General features: G+C 71.4%; 23 protein-coding genes. 19 read left to right on the plus strand and 4 right to left on the minus strand.

The features are described 5' to 3' along the window. The first annotated feature begins 2 nt into the window (after positions 1–2). The 12 genes from ACWG52_RS30310 to ACWG52_RS30365 all read left to right on the plus strand — a co-directional run bounded on the left by ACWG52_RS30310 (position 3) and on the right by ACWG52_RS30365 (position 15,067). Entirely contained in the window at positions 3–1,289 is a 1,287-nt protein-coding gene (locus ACWG52_RS30310; protein WP_390167891.1) for a dihydroorotase, read from the plus strand. Next, positions 1,286–1,867: a PH-like domain-containing protein gene (locus tag ACWG52_RS30315; RefSeq protein ID WP_030008751.1), complete on the plus strand. Its 582-nt coding sequence runs from the start codon at positions 1,286–1,288 to the stop codon at positions 1,865–1,867. The genes ACWG52_RS30310 and ACWG52_RS30315 overlap by 4 nt, the downstream gene beginning before the upstream one ends. Continuing rightward, complete coding sequence (gene carA, locus ACWG52_RS30320) at positions 1,864–3,012, plus strand: glutamine-hydrolyzing carbamoyl-phosphate synthase small subunit (RefSeq protein ID WP_389815103.1); 1,149 nt, start codon at positions 1,864–1,866, stop codon at positions 3,010–3,012. The genes ACWG52_RS30315 and carA overlap by 4 nt, the downstream gene beginning before the upstream one ends. Further along, on the plus strand, positions 3,005–6,313 hold the full coding sequence (carB, locus tag ACWG52_RS30325) for a carbamoyl-phosphate synthase large subunit (RefSeq protein WP_390141260.1): 3,309 nt from the start codon (positions 3,005–3,007) through the stop codon (positions 6,311–6,313). Before carA ends, carB begins: the two co-directional genes overlap by 8 nt. Positions 6,314–6,408: 95 nt before the next feature. After that, entirely contained in the window at positions 6,409–7,518 is a 1,110-nt protein-coding gene (locus ACWG52_RS30330) for a quinone-dependent dihydroorotate dehydrogenase (protein WP_453126476.1), read from the plus strand. Next, the gene (gene pyrF, locus ACWG52_RS30335; RefSeq protein WP_389815112.1) at positions 7,515–8,354 is read left to right on the plus strand and encodes an orotidine-5'-phosphate decarboxylase; all 840 of its coding nucleotides are present in this window, start codon (positions 7,515–7,517) and stop codon (positions 8,352–8,354) included. Before ACWG52_RS30330 ends, pyrF begins: the two co-directional genes overlap by 4 nt. 303 nt (positions 8,355–8,657) lie before the next feature. Then, a complete protein-coding gene (locus tag ACWG52_RS30340) occupies positions 8,658–8,981 on the plus strand; it encodes an integration host factor (protein ID WP_030008746.1) in 324 nt (107 codons plus the stop codon). 61 nt (positions 8,982–9,042) lie between these two features. After that, positions 9,043–9,606, plus strand: a complete 564-nt coding sequence (gene gmk, locus ACWG52_RS30345) for a guanylate kinase (protein WP_030008745.1) — start codon at positions 9,043–9,045, stop codon at positions 9,604–9,606. Between the two features lie 72 nt (positions 9,607–9,678). Then, the gene (gene rpoZ, locus ACWG52_RS30350) at positions 9,679–9,951 is read left to right on the plus strand and encodes a DNA-directed RNA polymerase subunit omega (RefSeq protein WP_004948662.1); all 273 of its coding nucleotides are present in this window, start codon (positions 9,679–9,681) and stop codon (positions 9,949–9,951) included. Between the two features lie 129 nt (positions 9,952–10,080). Then, positions 10,081–11,295, plus strand: coding sequence for a bifunctional phosphopantothenoylcysteine decarboxylase/phosphopantothenate--cysteine ligase CoaBC (gene coaBC, locus ACWG52_RS30355; protein WP_389815137.1), 1,215 nt, complete (start codon positions 10,081–10,083; stop codon positions 11,293–11,295). 197 nt (positions 11,296–11,492) lie between these two features. Continuing rightward, positions 11,493–12,701 (plus strand): methionine adenosyltransferase, encoded by a 1,209-nt coding sequence (gene metK / locus ACWG52_RS30360; protein ID WP_030656249.1) that lies wholly within the window; start codon positions 11,493–11,495, stop codon positions 12,699–12,701. Positions 12,702–12,946: 245 nt separating this feature from the next. Next, complete coding sequence (locus ACWG52_RS30365; RefSeq protein WP_389818346.1) at positions 12,947–15,067, plus strand: primosomal protein N'; 2,121 nt, start codon at positions 12,947–12,949, stop codon at positions 15,065–15,067. Between the two features lie 178 nt (positions 15,068–15,245). Here ACWG52_RS30365 and ACWG52_RS30370 read toward each other — a convergent pair whose 3' ends face one another. Next, a complete protein-coding gene (locus tag ACWG52_RS30370) occupies positions 15,246–15,806 on the minus strand; it encodes a hypothetical protein (protein WP_389818349.1) in 561 nt (186 codons plus the stop codon). Between the two features lie 251 nt (positions 15,807–16,057). Between ACWG52_RS30370 and fmt the strand changes: the two genes are divergently transcribed. The 7 genes from fmt to ACWG52_RS30405 all read left to right on the plus strand — a co-directional run bounded on the left by fmt (position 16,058) and on the right by ACWG52_RS30405 (position 22,054). Further along, positions 16,058–17,002, plus strand: coding sequence for a methionyl-tRNA formyltransferase (fmt, locus tag ACWG52_RS30375; protein WP_389818353.1), 945 nt, complete (start codon positions 16,058–16,060; stop codon positions 17,000–17,002). 144 nt (positions 17,003–17,146) lie between these two features. After that, positions 17,147–18,622: an RsmB/NOP family class I SAM-dependent RNA methyltransferase gene (locus tag ACWG52_RS30380; RefSeq protein ID WP_389818356.1), complete on the plus strand. Its 1,476-nt coding sequence runs from the start codon at positions 17,147–17,149 to the stop codon at positions 18,620–18,622. 289 nt (positions 18,623–18,911) lie between these two features. Continuing rightward, on the plus strand, positions 18,912–19,598 hold the full coding sequence (gene rpe, locus ACWG52_RS30385; RefSeq protein WP_030729526.1) for a ribulose-phosphate 3-epimerase: 687 nt from the start codon (positions 18,912–18,914) through the stop codon (positions 19,596–19,598). A 124-nt stretch (positions 19,599–19,722) separates the two neighbouring features. Beyond that, positions 19,723–20,736, plus strand: a complete 1,014-nt coding sequence (locus ACWG52_RS30390) for a sugar-binding transcriptional regulator (protein WP_030729529.1) — start codon at positions 19,723–19,725, stop codon at positions 20,734–20,736. Between the two features lie 124 nt (positions 20,737–20,860). Continuing rightward, positions 20,861–21,082, plus strand: coding sequence for a CarD family transcriptional regulator (locus tag ACWG52_RS30395; RefSeq protein ID WP_030012151.1), 222 nt, complete (start codon positions 20,861–20,863; stop codon positions 21,080–21,082). Positions 21,083–21,131: 49 nt separating this feature from the next. Further along, positions 21,132–21,593 (plus strand): ribonuclease domain-containing protein, encoded by a 462-nt coding sequence (locus ACWG52_RS30400; RefSeq protein WP_389818362.1) that lies wholly within the window; start codon positions 21,132–21,134, stop codon positions 21,591–21,593. Continuing rightward, positions 21,590–22,054 (plus strand): barstar family protein, encoded by a 465-nt coding sequence (locus ACWG52_RS30405; protein WP_453126482.1) that lies wholly within the window; start codon positions 21,590–21,592, stop codon positions 22,052–22,054. Before ACWG52_RS30400 ends, ACWG52_RS30405 begins: the two co-directional genes overlap by 4 nt. Before the next feature lie 173 nt (positions 22,055–22,227). Here the strand turns inward: ACWG52_RS30405 and ACWG52_RS30410 are convergent, their stop codons facing one another. From ACWG52_RS30410 to ACWG52_RS30420, 3 genes are all read right to left on the minus strand, one after another. Then, positions 22,228–22,704, minus strand: a complete 477-nt coding sequence (locus tag ACWG52_RS30410) for a group II truncated hemoglobin (protein ID WP_389812788.1) — start codon at positions 22,702–22,704, stop codon at positions 22,228–22,230. Next, the gene (locus tag ACWG52_RS30415) at positions 22,701–23,030 is read right to left on the minus strand and encodes a putative quinol monooxygenase (RefSeq protein WP_033226123.1); all 330 of its coding nucleotides are present in this window, start codon (positions 23,028–23,030) and stop codon (positions 22,701–22,703) included. Before ACWG52_RS30415 ends, ACWG52_RS30410 begins: the two co-directional genes overlap by 4 nt. A 73-nt stretch (positions 23,031–23,103) precedes the next feature. Next, positions 23,104–23,613 carry a hypothetical protein gene (locus tag ACWG52_RS30420; RefSeq protein WP_389812785.1) on the minus strand — a complete coding sequence of 170 codons (510 nt, stop codon included), beginning with the start codon at positions 23,611–23,613 and terminating at the stop codon, positions 23,104–23,106. Positions 23,614–23,632 lie beyond the last annotated feature (19 nt).

Below are 23,632 nucleotides of genomic sequence, written 5' to 3' on the forward strand. Positions count from 1 at the left end.
CCATGAGCAAGATCCTTATCCGTGGCGCGAAGGTACTCGGTGGCGAGGCGCAGGACGTCCTGATCGACGGCGAGACCATCGCGGAGGTCGGCCAGAACCTCTCCGTCGAGGGCGCGACCGTCATCGAGGCCGCGGGCCAGGTCCTCCTCCCCGGCCTCGTCGACCTGCACACCCACCTGCGCGAGCCCGGCCGCGAGGACTCCGAGACCGTCCTCACCGGCACCCGCGCCGCCGCCTCCGGCGGCTACACCGCCGTGTTCGCCATGGCGAACACCTTCCCGGTCGCCGACACCGCCGGCGTCGTCGAGCAGGTCTGGCGCCTGGGCAAGGAGTCCGGCTACTGCGACGTGCAGCCCATCGGCGCGGTCACCGTCGGCCTGGAGGGCAAGCAGCTCTCCGAGCTGGGCGCCATGCACGAGTCCGCCGCCCGCGTCACCGTCTTCTCCGACGACGGCAAGTGCGTGGACGACGCCGTGATCATGCGCCGCGCCCTGGAGTACGTGAAGGCCTTCGGCGGCGTCGTCGCCCAGCACGCCCAGGAGCCCCGCCTCACCGAGGGCGCCCAGATGAACGAGGGCATCGTCTCCGCGGAACTGGGTCTCGGCGGCTGGCCGGCCGTCGCCGAGGAGTCGATCATCGCCCGCGACGTCCTGCTCGCCGAGCACGTCGGCTCCCGCGTCCACATCTGCCACCTCTCCACCGCCGGCTCCGTCGAGATCGTCCGCTGGGCCAAGTCCCGCGGCATCGACGTCACCGCCGAGGTCACCCCGCACCACCTCCTCCTCACCGAGGAGCTCGTGCGCTCGTACAACGCGGTCTACAAGGTCAACCCGCCGCTGCGCACCGAGCGCGACGTACTGGCCCTGCGCGAGGCGCTCGCCGACGGCACGATCGACATCGTCGCCACCGACCACGCCCCGCACCCGCACGAGGACAAGGACTGCGAGTGGGCCGCCGCCGCCATGGGCATGGTCGGCCTGGAGACCGCTCTCTCCGTCGTCCAGCAGACGATGGTCGAGACCGGACTGCTCGACTGGGCGGGCGTCGCCGAGCGGATGTCCTTCGCTCCGGCACGCATCGGCGGCCTGGAGAACCACGGCCGTCCCGTCTCGGCAGGTGAACCCGCGAACCTGACCTTGGTCGAGACCTCGTACCGTGGTGTCGTGGACCCCGCACACTTCGCCTCCCGCAGCCGCAACACGCCTTACGAGGGCCGTGAGCTGCCGGGGCGCGTCACTCATACCTTCCTGCGGGGCCGGGCAACGGTCGTGGACGGGAAACTGGCGTGACACCTGCAGTAATCCAACTGGCCGCCGAGGCCGCCGAACGACAGTCGGCGGAGGTGACCAGCTTCGGTGCCCGCATGGCGTGGGTGATCGGCCTGGCCGTCTTCGTCGCGTTCGTCTACTGGCTGATGCGGCAGGGCTGGAAATGGCGCGGCGCTCTGCAGAACGATCTGCCGGAGCTGCCCGCCGCACCCGACGGGCTTCCCGAGCACCGGCTGGCCCTGACCGGCCGGTACCACGGGTCCACCACCGCCGGACAGTGGCTCGACCGGATCGTCGCCCACGGTCTGGGCCTGCGCAGCCGGGTCGAGCTCACGCTCACCGACGCGGGCCTCGACGTGGTCCGACCGGGGGCGAACGACTTCTTCGTACCGGCCGCGCAGCTGCGCGGCGCCCGCCTCGACAAGGGAATCGCGGGCAAGGTACTCACCGAGGGCGGTCTGCTCGTCGTCACCTGGGCGCACGGCGACAAGCTGATCGACTCCGGATTCCGCTCCGACCGCGCGGCCGAACACGCCGCCTGGGTCGAAGCCATCAATCTCATGAACTCATCCATCACGACGGAAGGCGCCGAACGATGACGACCTCCACCAGGGGAGCAGCCAAAGCTCCCGCCGTACTCGTCCTGGAGGACGGTCGGATCTTCCGCGGCCGCGCCTACGGCGCTGTGGGGGAGACCTTCGGCGAGGCCGTGTTCTCCACCGGAATGACCGGCTACCAGGAGACCCTCACCGACCCGTCGTACCACCGACAGGTCGTCGTGATGACCGCCCCGCACGTGGGCAACACCGGCGTCAACGACGAGGACCCCGAGTCCTCCCGCATCTGGGTCGCCGGCTACGTCGTACGCGACCCCGCCCGCGTCCCCTCGAACTGGCGCTCGCAGCGCTCGCTGGACGAGGAGCTCGTCAAGCAGGGCGTCGTCGGGATCTGCGGCATCGACACCCGCGCCCTCACCCGCCACCTGCGCGAACGCGGCGCCATGCGCGTCGGCATCTTCTCGGGCGAGGCCTGGGTCGGCGTCCGCGACGAGGCCCTGCTGGCCAAGGTCACCTCGCAGCCGCAGATGAAGGGCGCGAACCTCTCCGCCGAGGTCGCCACCAAGGAGGCGTACGTCGTCCCCGCCATCGGTGAGAAGAAGTTCACCGTGGCCGCCGTCGACCTCGGCATCAAGGGCATGACCCCGCACCGGATGGCCGAGCGCGGCATCGAGGTCCACGTGCTGCCCGCCACCGCCACCGTCGAGGACGTCTACGCGGTGAACCCCGACGGCGTGTTCTTCTCCAACGGCCCGGGCGACCCGGCCACCGCCGACGGCCCCGTCGCCGTCATGCAGGGCGTGCTGGAGCGCAAGACCCCGCTCTTCGGCATCTGCTTCGGCAACCAGATCCTCGGCCGCGCCCTCGGCTTCGGCACCTACAAGCTGAAGTACGGCCACCGCGGCATCAACCAGCCGGTCCAGGACCGCACCACCGGCAAGGTCGAGGTCACCGCGCACAACCATGGCTTCGCCGTCGACGCGCCCCTCGACAAGGTCTCCGAGACCGCCTACGGCCGCGCCGAGGTCTCCCACGTCTGCCTGAACGACAACGTCGTCGAAGGCCTCCAGCTGCTCGACCAGCCTGCCTTCAGCGTCCAGTACCACCCCGAGGCGGCCGCCGGCCCGCACGACGCCGCGTACCTCTTCGACCGCTTCGTAACCCTGATGGAGGCCGAGCGTGCCTAAGCGCACCGATATCCAGTCCGTCCTGGTCATCGGCTCCGGCCCGATCGTCATCGGACAGGCCGCCGAGTTCGACTACTCCGGCACCCAGGCCTGCCGCATCCTCAAGGCCGAGGGCCTGCGGGTCATCCTGGTCAACTCCAACCCCGCGACGATCATGACCGACCCGGAGATCGCCGACGCCACGTACGTCGAGCCGATCACCCCCGAGTTCGTCGAGAAGATCATCGCCAAGGAGCGCCCCGACGCGCTCCTGCCCACCCTCGGCGGCCAGACCGCGCTCAACACCGCGATCTCCATGCACGAGCAGGGTGTGCTGGAGAAGTACGGCGTCGAGCTCATCGGCGCCAACGTCGAGGCCATCAACAAGGGCGAGGACCGCGACCTCTTCAAGGGCGTCGTCGAGGCCGTCAAGGCCAAGATCGGATACGGCGAGTCCGCCCGCTCGGTCATCTGCCACTCGATGGACGACGTCATCAAGGGCGTCGACACCCTCGGCGGCTACCCCGTCGTCGTCCGCCCCTCCTTCACCATGGGCGGCGCCGGCTCCGGCTTCGCCCACGACGAGGACGAGCTGCGCCGCATCGCCGGCCAGGGCCTCACGCTCTCCCCGACCACCGAGGTGCTCCTGGAGGAGTCCATCCTCGGCTGGAAGGAGTACGAGCTGGAGCTGATGCGCGACACCAAGGACAACGTGGTCGTCGTCTGCTCCATCGAGAACTTCGACCCGATGGGCGTCCACACCGGTGACTCGATCACCGTCGCCCCGGCGATGACCCTGACCGACCGCGAGTACCAGCGACTGCGCGACATCGGCATCGCGATCATCCGCGAGGTCGGCGTCGACACCGGCGGCTGCAACATCCAGTTCGCCATCGACCCGACCGACGGCCGCGTCATCGTCATCGAGATGAACCCGCGCGTCTCGCGCTCCTCGGCGCTCGCGTCGAAGGCCACCGGCTTCCCGATCGCCAAGATCGCCGCCAAGCTGGCCATCGGCTACACGCTCGACGAGGTCCCCAACGACATCACCGAGAAGACCCCGGCCTCCTTCGAGCCGTCCCTCGACTACGTCGTCGTCAAGGCCCCGCGCTTCGCCTTCGAGAAGTTCCCGCTGGCCGACGCCACCCTCACCACCACCATGAAGTCGGTCGGCGAGGCCATGGCCATCGGCCGCAACTTCACCGAGGCCCTCCAGAAGGCCCTGCGCTCCCTGGAGAAGAAGGGCTCGCAGTTCACCTTCGTCGGCCCCACCGGCGACAAGGACGAGCTCCTCGCCACCGCAGTCCGCCCCACCGACGGCCGCATCAACACCGTCATGCAGGCCATCCGCGCAGGCGCCACCCAGGAAGAAGTCTTCGAGTTCACGAAGATCGACCCCTGGTTCGTCGACCAGCTCTTCCTCATCAAGGAGATCGCGGACGACCTCGCCGCCGCCGAGAAGCTCCAGCCCGAGCTGCTCGCCGAGGCCAAGCGCCACGGCTTCTCCGACGCCCAGATCGCCGAGATCCGCGGCCTGCGCGAGGACGTCGTCCGCGAGGTCCGGCACGCGCTCGGGGTCCGCCCGGTCTACAAGACGGTCGACACCTGCGCCGCCGAGTTCGCCGCGAAGACCCCCTACTTCTACTCCTCGTACGACGAGGAGTCCGAGGTCGCGCCCCGCACCAAGCCCGCGGTGATCATCCTGGGCTCCGGCCCGAACCGCATCGGCCAGGGCATCGAGTTCGACTACTCCTGCGTCCACGCCTCCTTCGCCCTCAGCGACGCCGGCTACGAGACCGTGATGGTCAACTGCAACCCAGAAACCGTCTCCACCGACTACGACACCTCCGACCGCCTGTACTTCGAGCCGCTGACGCTTGAGGACGTGCTGGAGATCGTCCACGCGGAGTCGCTGGCCGGCCCCATCGCCGGTGTCGTCGTCCAGCTCGGCGGCCAGACCCCCCTCGGTCTCGCCCAGGCCCTCAAGGACAACGGCGTCCCCGTCGTCGGCACCTCCCCGGAGGCCATCCACGCCGCCGAGGACCGCGGCGCCTTCGGCCAGGTCCTCGCCGACGCCGGCCTGCCCGCCCCGAAGCACGGCACCGCCACCACCTTCGCGGGTGCCAAGGCGATCGCCGACGAGATCGGCTACCCGGTCCTCGTGCGCCCGTCCTACGTGCTCGGCGGCCGCGGCATGGAGATCGTCTACGACGAGGCCCGCCTGGAGTCGTACATCGCCGAGTCCACCGAGATCTCCCCGACCCGCCCCGTGCTGGTCGACCGCTTCCTCGACGACGCGATCGAGATCGACGTCGACGCCCTCTACGACGGCCACGAGCTCTACCTCGGCGGCGTCATGGAGCACATCGAGGAAGCCGGCATCCACTCCGGCGACTCGGCCTGCGCGCTGCCCCCGATCACCCTCGGCGGCTACGACATCAAGCGCCTGCGCGCCTCCACCGAGGCCATCGCCAAGGGCGTCGGCGTCCGCGGCCTGATCAACATCCAGTTCGCGATGGCCGGGGACATCCTCTACGTCCTGGAGGCCAACCCGCGCGCCTCCCGGACCGTCCCCTTCACCTCGAAGGCCACCGCCGTCCCGCTCGCGAAGGCCGCCGCCCGCATCTCGCTCGGCACCACCATCGCCGAGCTGCGCGCCGAGGGCCTGCTGCCGAAGACCGGCGACGGCGGCACCCTGCCGATCGACGCGCCGATCTCCGTCAAGGAGGCCGTCATGCCGTGGTCGCGCTTCCGCGACATCCACGGCCGCGGCGTGGACACCGTCCTCGGCCCGGAGATGCGCTCCACCGGCGAGGTCATGGGCATCGACGCCGTCTTCGGCACCGCCTACGCCAAGTCGCAGGCCGGCGCCTACGGCCCGCTGCCCACCAAGGGCCGCGCGTTCATCTCCGTCGCCAACCGCGACAAGCGCTCGATGATCTTCCCGGCGCGCGAGCTCGTCGCCCACGGTTTCGAGCTGATGGCGACCTCCGGCACCGCCGAGGTGCTGCGCCGCAACGGCATCAACGCCACCGTGGTGCGCAAGCTCAGCGAGGGCGAGGGCCCGAACGGCGAGAAGACCATCGTCCAGCTGATCCACGACGGCCAGGTGGACCTGATCGTCAACACCCCGTACGGCACCGGCGGCCGTCTCGACGGCTACGAGATCCGCACGGCCGCCGTGGCCCGCAGCGTCCCCTGCCTGACCACGGTCCAGGCGCTCGCCGCCGCCGTCCAGGGCATCGACGCGCTCAACCGCGGCGACGTGGGCGTCCGCTCCCTCCAGGAGCACGCGGAGCACCTGACCGCGGCCCGCGACTGACGCAGGCCCGCACAGCCAGCCCGGACACGGGGAGGGGGACACCGGTTTCACGACGGGTGTCCCCCTCTTCACGAGCGCAGAGGGATTTTCCGACGATGTACAAAACGTTTTTCAATCTGTTCTTCAAGCGGATGGACCCGGAGCAGGCCCACTACCTGGCCTTCCGCTGGATCCGCCTGGCGGCCCGCACGCCCGTGCTGCGCACCTTCGTCGCGGCCGCCCTGGCCCCGCGCTACGAGGAGCTGCGCACCGAGGCCCTCGGCCTGCGCATGCACGGCCCCTTCGGCCTCGCCGCGGGCTTCGACAAGAACGCCGTCGCCATCGACGGCATGTCGATGCTCGGCTTCGACCACATCGAGATCGGCACGGTCACGGCCGAGGGGCAGCCCGGCAACCCCAAGAAGCGCCTCTTCCGCCTCGTGCCGGACCGCGCGCTGATCAACCGGATGGGCTTCAACAACGAGGGCTCGGCGGCCGTGGCGGCCCGCCTGGCGGCCCGTGAGGCGGTCTTCAGGACGATCGTCGGCGTCAACATCGGCAAGACCAAGGTCGTGCCCGAGGAGGAGGCCGTGGGGGACTACGTCACCTCCACCGAGCGTCTCGCCCGGCACGCCGACTACCTCGTGGTGAACGTCTCCTCCCCGAACACCCCGGGCCTGCGCAACCTCCAGGCCACCGAGTCGCTGCGGCCGCTGCTGACGGCCGTGCGCGAGGCCGCCGACCGCACGGTGACCGACCGCCGGGTACCGCTGCTCGTCAAGATCGCCCCCGACCTCGCGGACGAGGACGTCGACGCGGTCGCCGACCTGGCCCTGGAGCTGGGTCTGGACGGCATCATCGCCACGAACACCACCATCGCCCGCGAGGGGCTGGGCCTGAAGTCCTCCCCGGCCCTGGTGAAGGAGACCGGTGGGCTCTCCGGCGCCCCCGTCAAGGAGCGCTCCCTGGAGGTCCTGCGCCGCCTGTACGCCCGTGTGGGGGACCGCCTGGTCCTGGTCGGGGTCGGCGGCATCGAGAACGCCGAGGACGCCTGGCAGCGGATCCTGGCCGGTGCCACGCTGATCCAGGGCTACAGCGCCTTCATCTACGAGGGCCCGTTCTACGCCCGCGCCATCCACAAGGGCCTCGCCGCGCGCCTGGCCGCCAGCCCGTACGCGACGCTCGCCGAAGCGGTGGGCGCCGAGACCCGAAAGGCCTCCAAGTGACTGTGACCCCGTTCGGCACCCGCCTGCGCGCGGCGATGGACTCCCGGGGCCCGCTGTGCGTGGGCATCGACCCGCACGCCGCCCTGCTGGCCCAGTGGGGCCTCCAGGACGACATCGCGGGCCTGGAGCGGTTCTCCCGTACGGTCGTCGAGGCGCTCGCCGAGTCGGTGGCGGTCTTCAAGCCGCAGGCGGCCTTCTTCGAGCGGTTCGGCTCGAAGGGCGTGGCCGTCCTGGAGCGGGCCGTCGCGGACGCCCGGTCGGCCGGGACCCTGGTGGTCATGGACGCCAAGCGCGGCGACATCGGCTCGACCATGGCGGCGTACGCCTCGGCCTTCCTGGACCCGACCTCGCCGCTGTTCTCGGACGCGCTGACGGTCTCCCCGTACCTGGGCTACGGCTCGCTGAAGCCGGCCGTGGACCTGGCCCGGGAGTCGGGCGCCGGCCTGTTCGTCCTGGCGCTGACCTCGAACCCGGAAGGTGCGGAGGTACAGCGGGCGGTCCGCGAGGACGGCCGGACGATCGGCGCGACGATGCTGGCGCACCTGGCGGCCGAGAACGCGGACGCCGCCCCCATGGGCTCCTTCGGCGCGGTGGTCGGCGCCACCCTGGGCGATCTGTCCTCCTTCGACCTGGACATCAACGGGCCGCTGCTGGCTCCCGGCATCGGCGCGCAGGGCGCGACGGCGGCGGACCTGCCGGGCGTGTTCGGCAAGGCCGTGCGCAACGTCGTCCCGAACGTCTCGCGAGGGGTCCTGAAGCACGGTCCGGACGTGACCGCCCTGCGCGACGCGGCGCGGCGCTTCGCCGACGAGATCCACGAGGCCGTCACCGCGTAATCGGTCACTTCGAGAGGCCGGCCGCACCCGCGCGGGCCGGCCTCTCGCTCTTCTTGGCGAAACTCGAACGCTCTTCATCGGACAAAACCGGGGTATTTTGTCCGTGATGTACGGTTCAGTGGAGGCTGACCAGGACTTTTCGTCCGTTCTCGCTGACTGGAGCGGTGTTGGCCGCTAGTCTCCGACCAGAGTGAACGTGCAGCGAACGAGTTCCATCGCTGTTCGGGAGCTCGCGAGGTGTGTTGCCTTCAGGGTTACCCACCGGTCCGTATCCGACAGTTCGACATCCGAGGTGACGTAGGCGTGGCTCTTCCGCCCCTTACCCCTGAACAGCGCGCAGCCGCGCTCGAAAAGGCCGCCGCGGCTCGCCGGGAGCGGGCCGAGGTGAAGAATCGACTCAAGCACTCCGGCGCCTCGCTCCAAGAGGTCATCAAGACGGGCCAGGAGAACGACGTCATCGGCAAGATGAAGGTCTCCGCCCTGCTGGAGTCTCTGCCTGGCGTGGGCAAGGTGCGCGCCAAGCAGATCATGGAGCGTCTCGGCATCTCCGAGTCCCGGCGTGTCCGAGGTCTCGGTTCCAACCAGATCGCCTCTCTGGAGCGCGAGTTCGGCAGCACCGGCGCCTGAGGCGTCGACTGAAGTTCTCCCGGCGTTCTCAGGCAGTCCTGAGAAGCTGGATAATCGCTCTATGGCAGCAGAGGTTCGTCCGCGGCTGACCGTGCTCTCCGGCCCTTCAGGGGTCGGCAAGAGCACGGTCGTCGCGCATATGCGCAAGGTTCACCCCGAGGTATGGCTCTCGGTGTCGGCCACCACCCGCAAGCCGCGGCCCGGTGAGCGACACGGAGTCCACTACTTCTTCGTCAATGACGACGAGTTCGACAAGCTGATCGCCAACGGCGAGCTGCTGGAGTGGGCCGAGTTCGCGGGCAACCGCTACGGCACACCCCGCGGCGCGGTGCTGGAACGCCTGGACAACGGCGAGCCGGTACTGCTGGAGATCGATCTCCAGGGCGCGCGACTCGTCCGCGAGTCCAAGCCCGACGCCCAGCTGGTCTTCCTGGCACCGCCCAGCTGGGACGAGCTGGTCCGCCGGCTGACCGGGCGGGGCACCGAATCGGCGGAGGTCATCGAGCGTCGGCTCGCCGCCGCCAAGATCGAGCTCGCTGCCGAGTCCGAGTTCGACACCACCCTGGTCAACACCTCCGTCGAGGACGTGGCGCGTGAGCTGCTAGCCTTGATGGCAGTTGTCTGATCGTTGATCGTTTTTTTGATTCGGTCGATTCCAGGACGGCCCAATCTTTCACCCATCTTCGGAAGGTAGAGCGTGTCCTCTTCCATCACTGCGCCCGAGGGCATCATCAACCCGCCGATCGACGAGCTGCTCGAGGCCACGGACTCGAAGTACAGCCTCGTGATCTACGCGGCCAAGCGCGCGCGTCAGATCAACGCGTACTACTCGCAGCTCGGTGAGGGCCTGCTCGAGTACGTCGGCCCGCTGGTGGACACCCACGTCCACGAGAAGCCGCTTTCGATCGCGCTGCGCGAGATCAACGCGGGTCTGCTGACCTCCGAGGCCATCGAGGCCCCGGCCCAGTAAGGCACGAGAAGTCCTTTCATCACAGGCCCGGCAGAACATCTGCCGGGCCTGTGGTGTGTCATGGGTGGGTACGACGACGATCAGAGCCGAGGCGTCGGCCGCGTCGGACACCGAGAAGGGAAGTGCGTGGTGGACAAGCCGAAGGTCGTACTGGGGGTCAGTGGCGGGATCGCCGCCTACAAGGCGTGCGAGCTGCTGCGCCGACTGACCGAGTCCGGCCACGACGTTCGGGTGGTGCCCACCGCGGCCTCCCTGAACTTCGTGGGGGAGGCCACCTGGTCCGCCCTCTCCGGGAACCCGGCCTCCACCGAGGTCTGGGAGTCCGTCCACGAGGTGCCGCACGTGCGCATCGGGCAGTCCGCCGACCTCGTCGTCGTCGCCCCCGCCACCGCCGACATGCTGGCCAAGGCCGCCCACGGGCTCGCCGACGACCTGCTGACGAACACCCTGCTCACCGCCCGCTGCCCCGTGGTCTTCGCCCCCGCCATGCACACCGAGATGTGGGAGCACCCCGCCACCCAGGAGAACGTGGCCACACTGCGCCGGCGCGGCGCGCTCGTCATCGAGCCCGCCGTCGGCCGGCTCACCGGCAAGGACACCGGCAAGGGGCGGCTGCCCGACCCCGAGGAGATCTTCGAGGTCTGTCGTCGGGTGCTGGCCCGCGGGGTGGCCGAGCCCGACCTCGCCGGGCGGCACGTGGTGATCAGCGCCGGCGGTACCCGGGAGCCGCTGGACCCCGTCCGCTTTCTCGGCAATCGCTCCTCCGGCAAGCAGGGCTACGCCCTCGCCCGCACCGCCGTGGCCCGCGGGGCCCGGGTCACCCTGGTCTCGGCCAACACCGCGCTGGCCGACCCGGCCGGGGTGGACGTCGTACGGGTGGGGACGGCCGTGCAGCTGCGGGAGGCCGTGCTCAAGGCCGCCGCGGACGCCGACGTCGTGGTCATGGCCGCGGCCGTCGCCGACTTCCGGCCCGCCGAGTACGCCGGTGGAAAGATCAAGAAGAAGGACGGGCAGGACCCGGCGCCCGTGGCGCTCGTACGCAATCCGGACGTCCTCGCGGAGATCTCGGCCGATCGCGCCAGGGCCGGGCAGGTGGTCGTGGGATTCGCCGCGGAGACCGACGACGTCCTCGCGAACGGCCGGGCCAAGCTCGCCCGCAAGGGATGTGACCTTCTCGTCGTGAATGAGGTCGGCGAGGCTCGAACCTTTGGTTCTGAGGAGAACGAAGCGGTCATCCTGGCCTCTGATGGTTCTGAGACTCAGGTGCCCTATGGTCCGAAGGAAGCCCTGGCCGAGGTCATTTGGGACCAGGTGGCGGTCCGGCTCCAGCCGCGACGCGCCTGAGTCGATTCCCCTTCTCCAGGCCACTTCCGTGCGTAAGAATGGGAGTGCCGCAGGTCACACGGCTCCCATAAGGCGAGACGGGTGGTCCAGGAAACGGTGGCGACCGATAAACTGCATCCGGAACGTGATCGGGCGCAGCCCCCGATGTGGTTCCGCCAAATGATCAGCCAGCAGCCGCTGCAACCCCAGGGAGCGTTGTGTCCCGTCGTCTGTTCACCTCGGAGTCCGTCACCGAGGGCCACCCCGACAAGATCGCTGACCAGATCAGCGACACGATCCTCGACGCGCTCCTCACCGAGGACCCGACCTCGCGCGTCGCCGTGGAAACCCTCATCACCACGGGTCTCGTGCACATCGCGGGAGAGGTGACGACGAAGGCCTACGCGCCGATCGCGCAGCTCGTCCGGGACAAGATCCTCGAAATCGGCTACGACTCCTCGAAGAAGGGCTTCGACGGCGCCTCCTGCGGCGTCTCGGTGTCCATCGGCGCCCAGTCCCCGGACATCGCGCAGGGCGTCGACACCGCCTACGAGAAGCGCGTCGAGGGCGACGAGGACGAGCTCGACAAGCAGGGCGCCGGCGACCAGGGCCTGATGTTCGGCTACGCCTGCGACGAGACCCCCGAGCTCATGCCGCTGCCGATCCACATCGCGCACCGCCTGTCCCGCCGGCTCTCCGAGGTCCGCAAGAACGGGACCATCCCGTACCTGCGCCCCGACGGCAAGACCCAGGTCACCATCGAGTACGACGGCGACAAGGCCGTCCGCCTCGACACCGTCGTGGTCTCCTCGCAGCACGCCTCGGACATCGACCTCGACTCGCTGCTCGCTCCCGACATCCGCGAGTTCGTCGTCGAGCACGTCCTGGCCCAGCTCGTCGAGGACGGCATCAAGCTCGACACCGAGGGCTACCGCCTCCTGGTGAACCCGACCGGCCGCTTCGAGATCGGCGGCCCGATGGGCGACGCCGGCCTCACCGGCCGCAAGATCATCATCGACACCTACGGCGGCATGGCCCGCCACGGTGGCGGCGCCTTCTCCGGCAAGGACCCGTCGAAGGTCGACCGTTCCGCCGCCTACGCCATGCGCTGGGTCGCCAAGAACGTGGTCGCCGCCGGCCTCGCCTCGCGCTGCGAGGTCCAGGTCGCGTACGCCATCGGCAAGGCCGAGCCCGTCGGCCTCTTCGTCGAGACCTTCGGCACCGCCAAGGTCGAGACGCAGAAGATCGAGGACGCGATCGGCGAGGTCTTCGACCTCCGCCCGGCCGCGATCATCCGCGACCTCGACCTGCTGCGCCCGATCTACGCCCAGACCGCCGCCTACGGCCACTTCGGCCGCGAGCTGCCGGACTTCACCTGGGAGCGCACCGACCGCGTGGACGCGCTGCGCGCGGCCGCCGGCCTGTAAGCACACCCCGCCCCACGGCGGACCCGTACGGCCCCGGACCTCCATCGGTCCGGGGCCGTACCGCGTTGATCGACCGGCGCACGCATGCCTATGTTTTTTCCTGCTCTCCCGGTGCGCCGGATGGCGGCTTCATCTGGAGTCGGGCGCGAGCCCGGCGTCGAAGGACGGTTCCACCACCACCACCGCCCGCCCGCCTCGATCTCGGGAGAGCGCCCCCTGTCGGTGCCGTTTGTAAGAATGCTGCTGTGAGCAGCGACAACGGCGAGAGCGAAACCGAGGCGGGGGGCCCGCCGGAGCAGCTCGCACTGATCCGGGACATCGTCGCCGAGGCGAAGGCCAAGGCGCCCAAGGCGAAGCCGCGCACCTGGCGCGGGGCCGCCCTCGCCGCCGAGCTGCCCGTCGCCCGCGTCCTGGTGAACAAGGGCGTGCTCCACCTCGACCGGACCTTCGACTACGCCGTCCCCGAAGAGCTCTCCGAGGCCGCCCAACCCGGCGTCCGCGTCCGCGTCCGGTTCGGCGCCGGCTCCCACCATGTGCACGGCGGCCGCCGCGAGGGCGGCGGCCTCATCGACGGCTTCATCGTGGAACGCCGCGCCGAATCCGACTACGAGGGCGCACTGGCCGCCCTCGCCCACGTCGTCTCGCCCGAGGTGGTCCTCAGCCCCCGGTTGCTCGCCCTCGCCCGGGCCGTCGCCGACCGCTACGCGGGCAGCCTCGCCGACGTGCTCCAGCTCGCCCTGCCCGCGCGGAGCGCCCGCGCCGAGGCCAAGCCCTCACCGGAACCCCTACCGCCACCCGCCGCCCCCGAGCCCGCCGGCTGGGAGCGGTACGGCGCCGGCCCCGGGTTCCTGCGCGCCCTCGCCACCGGTGGCAGCCCGCGCGCCGTCTGGACCGCCCTGCCCGGCCCCGGCTGGGCCGACGAACTCGCCCGCGCCATGGCCGCCACCCTGGCCTCCGGGCGCGGCGCCCTCGCCGTGCTCCCCGACGGACGGACCGCCGCCCGCGTCGACGCCGCCCTGACCGCCCTGCTCGGCGAGGGCCGGCACGCCCTGCTCACCGCCGAATCGGGACCCGAGAAGCGCTACCGCCAATGGCTCGCCGTGCACCGCGGCTCCGTACGGGCCGTCATCGGCACCCGGGCCGCCATGTTCGCCCCCGTACGGGACCTCGGGCTGGTCGCCGTCTGGGACGACGGCGACTCCAGCCACAGCGACGACAACGCCCCCTTCCCGCACGTCCGGGAGGTACTGGAACTGCGCGCCGTGGGCGACGGCTGCGGCTTCCTCGCCGGCAGCACCAGCTGCACCGTGGAGGCCGCCCAACTGGTCGAGTCCGGCTGGGCGAGGCCCCTGATCGCCGACCGCGAGACCGTACGGGCCTGCGCGCCCCGGATCCGGACCGTCGGGGACGAGCTGCTCGCCCGCGACGAGGCCGCCCGCGCGGCGCGCCTGCCGAGCCTGGCCTGGGAGACCGTCCGGGAAGGGCTGAAGACCGGGCCCGTCCTGGTCCAGGTACCGCGGCGGGGCTATGTGCCCCGGCTGGCGTGCGAGCGGTGCCGCACCCCCGCCCGCTGCACGGTCTGCGCCGGGCCGCTGGAAGCCCCCGACGAGCGGGACCTGACGTGCGGGTGGTGCGGGCGCGGCGAGCCGTCCTGGCACTGCGAGGAATGCGGATCGTTCCGGCTCCGGGCGCAGGTGGTCGGCGCCCGACGCACCGCCGAGGAACTGGGCCGCGCCTTCCCGGCCGTCGCCGTACGGACCTCCGGGCGCGACCACGTCCTCGACGAGGTACCCGACCGGCCCGCGCTCGTGGTCTGCACCCCGGGCGCCGAACCGGTGGCGGCGGGCGCCGGGTACGCGGCCGCGCTGCTCCTCGACGGCTGGGCCATGCTGAGCCGGCCCGACCTGCGGGCCGGCGAGGACGCGCTCCGGCGGTGGATCGCGGCCGCCTCCCTGGTCCGCGGCGACGGGCAGGTCGTGGTGGTCGCCGAGCCGACGCTGCGGCCCGTCCAGGCGCTCGTCCGCTGGGACCCGGTGGGGCACGCCGTACGGGAACTCGCGGAGCGGTCCCAGCTCGGCTTCCCGCCGGTGTCCCGGATGGCGGCGGTGGCCGGTCGGGGCGAGGCGGTGGAGGCCTTCCTGGCCGGAGCCGGCCTGCCGCCCGACGCGGAGATCCTGGGACCCGTACCGCTCCCGGGGCGGCGCGGGGAACCGTCCCCCGGGGAGCGGGCGCTGGTCCGGGTACCGCCGGGCAGCGGAGCCGCCCTCGCGACCGCACTGAAGAAGGCGCAGGCGGCCCGGCTGGCGAAGGGGGTTCCGGCGGCGGAGGCCGTCCGGGTCCGCATCGACCCGCCCGACATCGGCTGACGCCGCCACGCCGCCACGCCGACCCTGTGCTCGGGTGGGCGGGCGCGGGTGGCCGGGGCCGAACGCCGAAACCCCCGGTGGGGCGACCCGTACGGTCGTCCCACCGGGGGCGGAATCGGATGCGGCGCGCAGGGCCCGCCGGCCGTCGGGTGTCGGCGTCCCGGCGGCAGGACGGCCGTCAGCCGTTGCGCGGACCGGGGAAGGCGGGGGAGCGGGGAACCTCTCCGAGCCTCGGGCCCGTGACACCCCCGGCGGCGGCCGCCTGGGCCTCCTCGCGTACCGGCTGCGGCGGCATCGAGCGGGCCGCCGGGACGGTCGGCAGCGGCCCCATCGTCCGGGTGGTGGTGGTCGTCGTCCCCTCGGCCAGCGGCTCCGCGGACTCGGCGGACTGCGCCCGCCGGGCCCCGTAGCGCCGGTGCACGGCCTGCTTGGTGACGCCGAGCGCCGAACCGACCGCGTCCCACGAGAAACCGAGCGAGCGGTCGAAGTCCACCGCCGCGGTGACCAGCGTCTCGACGCTGTCCCGCAGCTCCTGCGCGAGGCGGACGGTCGGCGCGGGCGCCCGGCCGTAGACGACGAAGCCGGTGGAGGGACCCGATCGGCGCGGGCGGTACACGTTGCCGAGCTGGGCCGTGAGCGTACGCAGGGCATCCACCTGCCGGCGAACCCGCTCGATGTCCCGTACCAGGAGGTGCAGGCTGGCCCGGGCTTGAGCGTCGTGGGTGGCGTGGTCGGCCATGAAGAAGCCTCTCGAACCGGTGCTGAAGGGCGGATCGGGCCGCAGACACCGTTCGCACGCGGCCCGTTTTGGTCAATCTCTCTTGACCAACGCGCCACCCGTCGCCCAGGTCACGCTGTGGGGGCGTGTCGGCATATGCGAGGGGCGTGCGCGTGTGCGTACGCCCCCTCAACACCACAGGTGGGCGGCCCGACCGACGCCCCATAGACTGGTGCGCTGCTGACAGCCGAGATTAGCGAGGTAGTCCCCCAGTGAAGCTCGTCTTCGCAGGCACCCCCGAGGTCGCCGTACCCGCCCTGGACGCCCTGATCGCCTCCGGGCGGCACGAGGTCGCCGCGGTCATCACCCGGCCCGACGCACCGGCCGGTCGCGGCCGCCGTCTCGTCGCCAGCCCGGTCGCCGAACGCGCCGAGGAAGCGGGCATCGAGGTGCTCAAGCCCGCCCGCCCCCGCGACCCCGACTTCCAGGCCCGGCTGCGCGAGATCGACCCGGACTGCTGCCCGGTCGTCGCCTACGGGGCCCTGATCCCCAAGAGCGCCCTCGACATCCCCCGGCACGGCTGGGTCAACCTGCACTTCTCGCTGCTGCCCGCATGGCGCGGAGCCGCGCCCGTCCAGCAGTCGATCATCGCGGGCGACGAGGTGACCGGCGCTTCCACCTTCCGCATCGAGGAAGGCCTGGACACCGGCCCGGTCTACGGCATCCTCACCGAGGAGATCCGGCCCACCGACACCAGCGGCGACCTGCTCACGCGGCTGGCCTTCGCCGGGTCCGGACTGCTCGCCGCCACCATGGACGGCATCGAGGACGGCACCCTGCGCGCCGTCGCCCAGCCCCACGACGGGATCTCGCACGCGCCCAAGATCACGGTGGAGGACGCCCGGATCGACTGGACCGCCCCCGCGATGCGCGCCGACCGCGTGGTCCGCGGCTGCACGCCCGCGCCGGGCGCGTGGACCGTCTTCCGCGGGGAACGCCTCAAGCTGATCTCGCTGGGCCTGGTGCCCGACCGGACCGACCTGGAGCCGGGCGCGCTCTCCCCGGCCAAGAACAACGTGTACGTGGGCACCGGCTCGCACGCCGTGGAACTGCTGTGGGTGCAGCCGCAGGGCAAGAAGCCGATGCGGGCCGCCGACTGGGCCCGCGGGGTCAGGATCGCTCCCGGCGAGCGGCTCGGCGGAGCCGACGTAGGCTGATCGGTGGAGGCGTCCGCGCGCGGACGCCCCCGCGTCCCACCCGCGGACGAGCAGGACCAGCAGGACCAGCAGGGCCGGCAGGACCCGTAGAAGTCGCCGAACTCGTAGCACTCGTAGAACTCGTAACCCCGGAGCACCTTTCACGTGAGCGAACAGCCCCGTCAGCCCCGTCGTAAGCCTGCCCCCGCAGGCGCCGGTGGCAAGCAGGCCAAACCGTACCGTCGGCCCCAGAAGGACCCCGTCCGGATGCTGGCCTTCGAGGTGCTGCGGGCGGTGGACGAACGCGACGCCTACGCCAACCTCGTGCTGCCGCCGCTGCTCAAGAAGGCCCGCCAGGACGAGAAGTTCGAAGCGCGCGACGCGGCGCTGGCCACCGAGCTGGTCTACGGGACGCTGCGCCGCCAGGGCACCTACGACGCCGTCATCAAGGCGTGCATCGACCGCCCGCTGCGGGAGGTGGACCCGCCGGTGCTCGACGTGCTCTCGCTCGGCGCCCACCAGCTGCTCGGCACCCGCATCCCCACCCACGCGGCGGTCTCGGCGAGCGTGGAGCTGGCCCGCGTGGTGCTCGGGGACGGGCGCGCCAAGTTCGTGAACGCCGTCCTGCGGAAGATCGCCGCGCACGACCTCGACGGCTGGCTGGAGCGGGTCGCACCGCCGTACGAGGAGGACGCCGAGGAGCACCTCGCGGTGTACCACTCGCACCCCAGGTGGGTCGTCAGCGCCCTGTGGGACTCGCTGGGCGGTGGGCGCGCGGGCATCGAGGACCTGCTGGAGGCCGACAACGAACGGCCCGAGGTGACCCTGGTGGCCCGCCCCGGCCGGTCCACGCCGGAGGAACTCCTGGACGCGGTCGGCGAGGAGTCGGCCCTGCCGGGCCGCTGGTCACCGTACGCCGTCCGCATGGCCGAGGGCGGCGAACCGGGCGCGCTGGAGGCGGTCCGCGACGGTCGCGCCGGCGTGCAGGACGAGGGCAGCCAGCTGGTAGCCATGGCCCTTGCGGCCGCACCGGTCGAGGGCCGCGACGAGCGCTGGCTGGACGGCTGCGCGGGCCCCGGCGGCAAGGCGGCGCTGCTGGCGGCGCTCGCGGCGCAGCGCGGGGCGTTCCTGCTGGCCTCGGAGAAGCAGCCGCACCGGGCACGGCTCGTGGAGCGCTCGCTCGCGGGCAACCCGGGCCCGTACCAGGTCATCGCGGCCGACGGCACCCGCCCGGCCTGGCTGCCGGGATCCTTCGACCGCGTCCTGATGGACGTCCCCTGCTCGGGCCTGGGCGCGCTGCGCCGCCGCCCGGAGGCCCGCTGGCGCCGCCGCCCGGAGGACCTGGAGGGCTTCGCGCCGCTCCAGCGCGGGCTGCTGCGCGAGGCGCTGTCGGCGGTGCGGGTGGGTGGCATCGTGGGCTACGCGACCTGCTCGCCGCACCTCGCGGAGACGCGGGTCGTCGTGGACGACGTCCTGAAGGGCCGCGGCGCCGGCCACTCCCCGGTGTCCGCGGAACTGATCGACGCACGGCCCTTCATGCAGGGCGTGCCGGCCCTGGGCGACGGCCCGGACGTCCAGCTGTGGCCCCACCTGCACGGCACGGACGCGATGTACCTGGCACTGCTGAGGAGAACGGCCTAGCCGGGCCGGGGCCGTTGAGGTGTGCCCGGACGACGTCGGCGGGCGGCCGCACACCGAGCCTGCGCTCGACGTCGCTCCCATCCTTCTGCAGGGGGCTCGCCCGGCGCCGGCGCGATCTCGACAAGACGGGCGAGGGTGTCGGTCACGGCGGCCGGATCATGACCCCACGGGGCGCTCGTGCGTCGTCCCGTCCCGGCTGCACCCGCGGTCGGGGGTCCCGTCCTGTCGTGTGTGGGGCGACTTGCGGGGTCGTGGCCGGAACCCGGTGGGGGCATGGCAGGCTTGGGGCATGGCCGCTCAGATTTATCCCAGCATCCTGTCCGCCGACTTCGCCCGACTCGCCGAGGAGGCGAAGGCCGTCGAGGGGGCCGACTGGCTGCACGTCGACGTGATGGACAACCACTTCGTCCCGAACCTGACCCTCGGAATGCCGATCGTGGAATCTCTGAGCAGGGCCACGGACATCCCGCTGGACCTTCACCTGATGATCGAGAACCCGGACCGCTGGGCGCCCCAGTACGTGGAGGCCGGGGCGGGCTCGGTCACCTTCCACGCCGAGGCCGCCGCCGCGCCCGTGCGGCTCGCGCGGGAGATCCGGGCCAAGGGAGCGCGCGCCTCCATGGCGCTCAAGCCCGCGACGCCGATCGAACAGTACGAGGACATCCTCCCCGAGCTGGACATGCTGCTGATCATGACGGTCGAGCCCGGCTTCGGCGGCCAGCCCTTTCTCGACATCATGCTCCCCAAGATCCGCCGCACCCGCGAGCTGATCTCCAAGCACGGCCTGGAGCTGTGGCTCCAGGTGGACGGCGGGGTCTCGGCCTCGACCATCGAGCGCTGTGCCGAGGCCGGCGCGGACGTCTTCGTGGCGGGCAGCGCGGTCTACGGAGCGGTCGATCCCGCCACCGCCGTGCGTACGCTGCGTGAGCAGGCGGGTGCGGCGATCGCGGCAGCGCCGTGGGCTTGCGACCACTGAACCAAGGGTTGATGAACAGCTCGGTGAACGGGAGCTGTCCAGGCTGATCAACGGCCGTCGGATCTGACAGGATGAACGGCGAGTCGAGAGTGTGAACAGCAGTGAGGAGAGCGCGGTGTCTGCAATGTCGGCGGGACGGTCAGCCCTGCGGATGGGACCCGCGGAGCTGGTGCAGGCGGCGGCCATGGCGCGCCGCTTCTACCTGGAGGGCAAGTCCAAGATCCAGATCGCCGAGGAGTTCGGCGTGAGCCGCTTCAAGGTGGCCAGGGTCCTGGAGACCGCCCTCGAACGGGACCTCGTACGGATCGAGATCCGGGTACCGGCCGAGCTCGACGCCGAGCGGTCGGACGCGCTCCGGGCCCGGTACGGGCTTCGGCACGCCGTCGTCGTGGAGTCGCCCGCCGATGCCACCGAGGACGCGCCCGACCCGGAGAACCTGGGCGCGGTCGCCGCCGACCTGCTGGGCGAGCTCGTCAACGAGGGCGACGTACTGGGCCTGGCGTGGGGGCGGTCGACCATTCACATGGCCGCCTCCCTGCACCGGCTGCCGCAGTGCACCGTGGTGCAGTTGACCGGGGTGTACGACGCGGGGACCGCCGAGCGCGGTTCGGTCGAGGCAGTACGTCGGGCCGCCCAGGTCTCGGGCGGTGACGCGCACCCGATCTACGCGCCGATGCTGCTGCCCGACCCCGCGACCGCGGCCGCGCTGCGCAGCCAGACGGGGATCGCGCGCGCCTTCGAGTACTTCGACAAGGTGACGGTCGCGGCCGTGTCGATCGGTTCGTGGGAGCCGGGCATCTCGACCGTGCACGACATGCTGACCGACGAGGAGCGGGAGCACTACGCCTCGCTGGGTGTGGCGGCGGAGATGTCCGCGCACCTGTTCGACTCCGAGGGGCGTCGTGTGGGCCGGGACCTCGGCGAGCGGTGCATCACCGTGGAGGCGGACCGGCTGCGGCGGATCCCCGAGGTCGTGGCGATCGCGGGCGGGCTGCGCAAGGCCTCGGCGATCGGGGCCGTGTTGAGGTCGGGGCTGGTGACCAGTCTCGTCACGGACACGGCGGTCGCCGACTACCTCCTCACCGAGTCGGCCCCAGGGCTGCGGCCGGCGTTGGACCGGGCCGACCCGGACGACTGACGCGGTCTGACCGGGCAGGACGGGCCGTGGCGGCCGTGCGCGGTCGCCGCCGGTGCGGATGGTGCTGGAATTGAGATCCGAACGGCGGACCGCGCGGCGGCCTCCGGGGCGCATACTGGTTCCAATGACAAAGTCAGCAGTACCTCGCCGCCATTTGCCGTCCAGCCCGTTCAAGGCCCCCGTGGAGCAGCCCATCCGGCAGTTCAACGTCGGCGACCGGGTTACCCACGACGAGCACGGCCTCGGCCGTGTCGTCGGAATCGAGGAGGGGATCGCTGTTCTCGTCGACTTCGGTTCGGTCCAGAAGCGAATCCTGAGTCCCTACACCAAGATGGCCGCCCTCTGAGGCGACCGGGCGATTCGCGAGCGAATCGGATATTTGGCACGATCGGTGCATGATCTTTCGGAACGTGCCCCGATCGTTGCTGCGTTTGCTGGGGGCTCTGTTCCTGTGTGCCGCGCTGGTCGGTGCGGTGGGGTGTGGCGGGCAGAAGCCCGTGCCTGCCGCCGCCAGTGCGAGTTCGGGCGCGAGCGCCTCCGAGGCGGCGTCCGCCTCTGCCGTCCCGGGGTGGGCGAAGGGGATGGCCACCGTTCGGGCCGACGGGCTGCCGCAGCAGGCCCGTGACGTGCTCGCACTCATCGACAAGGGTGGGCCGTACCCCTATCGGCAGGACGGCACGGTCTTCGGGAACTTCGAGAAGGCCCTGCCCAGGCAGAAGCGTGGTTACTACCACGAGTACACCGTGCGGACGCCGGGAGAGCGTGATCGCGGAGCCCGGCGGATCGTGACGGGTGAGGGTGGGGAGTTCTACTACACGGACGACCACTACGACACCTTCAAGGCGGTTCTCCGATGAGCCTGGACCCGCAGCCGCTCGCCCCGGCGCTCGAAGCCGCCGAAGCGGCGGGTCGGACGACCGTACGGCTGGACCTGGACGGGGTACGCGGCAAGGCCGAGCTGATGCGGCGCTGCGGGGATGCCTTGCGGCTGCCGGAGTGGGTCGGCGGGAACTGGGACGCGCTGGCCGATGCGATGCGGGACCTGTCGTGGTTGCCGGTGCCGGTGCCGGTGCCGGTGCCGGGCGGTGGTGGGTGGCTGGTGGCGGTGACGTCGTGGCGTGGGTACGCGGATGCGCGGCCGGGCGAGTGGGAGACGCTGGTCGAGGTGCTGGAGGAGGCGGTGGCCTTCTGGCGGGAGCGTGGGGGTGGGCCGGAGCTGGTGGTTGTGCTGGCCGAGGCCGAAGCCGAGGCCGGGCCGTCCGGGCCGGTTGCCGGGGCTCCGCCCCGGACCCCGCGCCTCGAACGCCGGCGAGGCTGAAAGAGCGGGGCTCCGCCCCCCCGCGCCTCGAACGCCGGCGAGGCTGAAAGAGCGCCTCACGCGCCGGTGGGGCTGAAGGGCAGCGCCTCGGAGGTCGGCGGGGCGGACAGAGGGCCTCGAACGCCGGCGGGGCTGAGTGTGTTGGGGGCAGGTGGGAGACCTGCCCCCAGGGGTCAGGCTTCCGGGGTTTTCGGGATCCAGGGTGGGGTTCGGCCCCAGGACCAGACCGGGATCTCGGCCGCGTCGACCGGGGGTGGGTTGGGGCCCGAGTAGATCAGGGCCATGCGGGTGCCCCACTCGATGTAGTAGGCGAACACGCCGCGGAACTCCGGGTCCGTCGGGAGGCCGACCTCGTCGGCCGTGTCCATCAGCAGGTCCACCCAGCGGCGGCGCTGCTGTTCGGTGATGCCCCGGCCCAGGTGTTTGGTGGCCATGTGCTGGTGGCCGCCGTGGTGGGCGGTGTAGTCCGAGGGGCCGCCGAAGACCTCGGCCAGCCAGACCGCGACGTGCTGGGGGTGTTCCGAGTCCATGCCGGCGAAGACCGGGGCCAGGATCTCGTCCTGCAGGGCGTGGGTGTAGAAGGCGTCCGTGAGGCGGCTCATCGCCTCCGCTCCGCCCATCCACTCGTAGATGGTGGGTGTGGTGCTCATCGCTGTTCGGCGGCCTTTCCCGGGCCCACGACGCCCGTCACGAGGTAGTGCTGCATCTCCTCGATGGCCGTCACGTACGGACGGATCGCGTTGAAGAAGGCCGGGAAGTGCTCGCCCTTGCGGAAGCCGCCCAGGTGGTCCTCGATCGAGGTCCAGCGGATCCGCAGGATGTAGCGCTCCTTCTCCTCCTCGCAGCGGGCCAGTTCGTAGTCGATGCACTCGGGCGAGGCCGCCAGGGACTCGGCGGCCCGGGCGTACGCGTCCTCGAAGGCCGACTGGTCGTCCAATGCGATCCGGTAGCGGATGTATTCGACGGTGGTGGTCATGGGTGCGTGCCTCTCCCTGGGTGTCGGTCGTCGTCAGCCTTACGCGATCACGCGCCGCCGTGGGGCGGATTCGTCATTCGGAGTCGGACTTCATGGAGTCGGTCGGTTCGGACACGTCCGGGCCCTGGGCGCGGACCCGTTGGACCTTGTCCAGGGAGTCGCGCAGTTCGGTCAGCCACTCGTCCGTGTTGCGGCCCACGAGCCGGACGCACCAGGCGAGGGCGTCGGCCCGGCTGCGGGCCACGCCGCCGGCGACCAGGGTGTCGAGGACCTGGCGTTCGGACTGGCGCAGGCGGGTCATCACCGGGACGGCGAGGTGGGTGAAGAGGGTCGTCTCCTCACCCACCCGCACGCCCCAGGCGACCTTCCTGCGGTACAGCTCTTCGGCCTCGCGGGCCACCTCGATGCGCTGTTCGCGGGTGCGTTCGCGGAATTCCTTGACCGATTCGGTCGCCGGTATGACCCCGACGACCGTGATCTCCTCGCGGTCGAGGGTGACCGAGTCCAGGGACTCGTAGACGTCGACCGGCAGGCGCTCGGCGAACCACGCGCGGAGCTGTTCGCTCTGTTCGGCTGTAATCATGTAATCAACGTTGCATCCG

The sequence above is a fragment of the Streptomyces sp. CLCI03 genome, from assembly GCF_053615355.1.

Bases quoted from the DNA above. Each gene is read 5' to 3' on its own strand.
- ACWG52_RS30310 (WP_390167891.1), top strand. From the start codon at position 3: ATGAGCAAGATCCTTATCCGTGGCGCGAAGGTACTCGGTGGCGAGGCG.
- carA (WP_389815103.1), top strand. From the start codon at position 1,864: ATGACGACCTCCACCAGGGGAGCAGCCAAAGCTCCCGCCGTACTCGTC.
- ACWG52_RS30330 (WP_453126476.1), top strand. From the start codon at position 6,409: ATGTACAAAACGTTTTTCAATCTGTTCTTCAAGCGGATGGACCCGGAG.
- gmk (WP_030008745.1), top strand. From the start codon at position 9,043: ATGGCAGCAGAGGTTCGTCCGCGGCTGACCGTGCTCTCCGGCCCTTCA.
- ACWG52_RS30370 (WP_389818349.1), bottom strand. From the start codon at position 15,806: ATGGCCGACCACGCCACCCACGACGCTCAAGCCCGGGCCAGCCTGCAC.
- rpe (WP_030729526.1), top strand. From the start codon at position 18,912: ATGGCCGCTCAGATTTATCCCAGCATCCTGTCCGCCGACTTCGCCCGA.
- ACWG52_RS30390 (WP_030729529.1), top strand. From the start codon at position 19,723: ATGTCGGCGGGACGGTCAGCCCTGCGGATGGGACCCGCGGAGCTGGTG.
- ACWG52_RS30395 (WP_030012151.1), top strand. From the start codon at position 20,861: ATGACAAAGTCAGCAGTACCTCGCCGCCATTTGCCGTCCAGCCCGTTC.
- ACWG52_RS30400 (WP_389818362.1), top strand. From the start codon at position 21,132: ATGATCTTTCGGAACGTGCCCCGATCGTTGCTGCGTTTGCTGGGGGCT.
- ACWG52_RS30405 (WP_453126482.1), top strand. From the start codon at position 21,590: ATGAGCCTGGACCCGCAGCCGCTCGCCCCGGCGCTCGAAGCCGCCGAA.
- ACWG52_RS30410 (WP_389812788.1), bottom strand. From the start codon at position 22,704: ATGAGCACCACACCCACCATCTACGAGTGGATGGGCGGAGCGGAGGCG.
- ACWG52_RS30415 (WP_033226123.1), bottom strand. From the start codon at position 23,030: ATGACCACCACCGTCGAATACATCCGCTACCGGATCGCATTGGACGAC.
- ACWG52_RS30420 (WP_389812785.1), bottom strand. From the start codon at position 23,613: ATGATTACAGCCGAACAGAGCGAACAGCTCCGCGCGTGGTTCGCCGAG.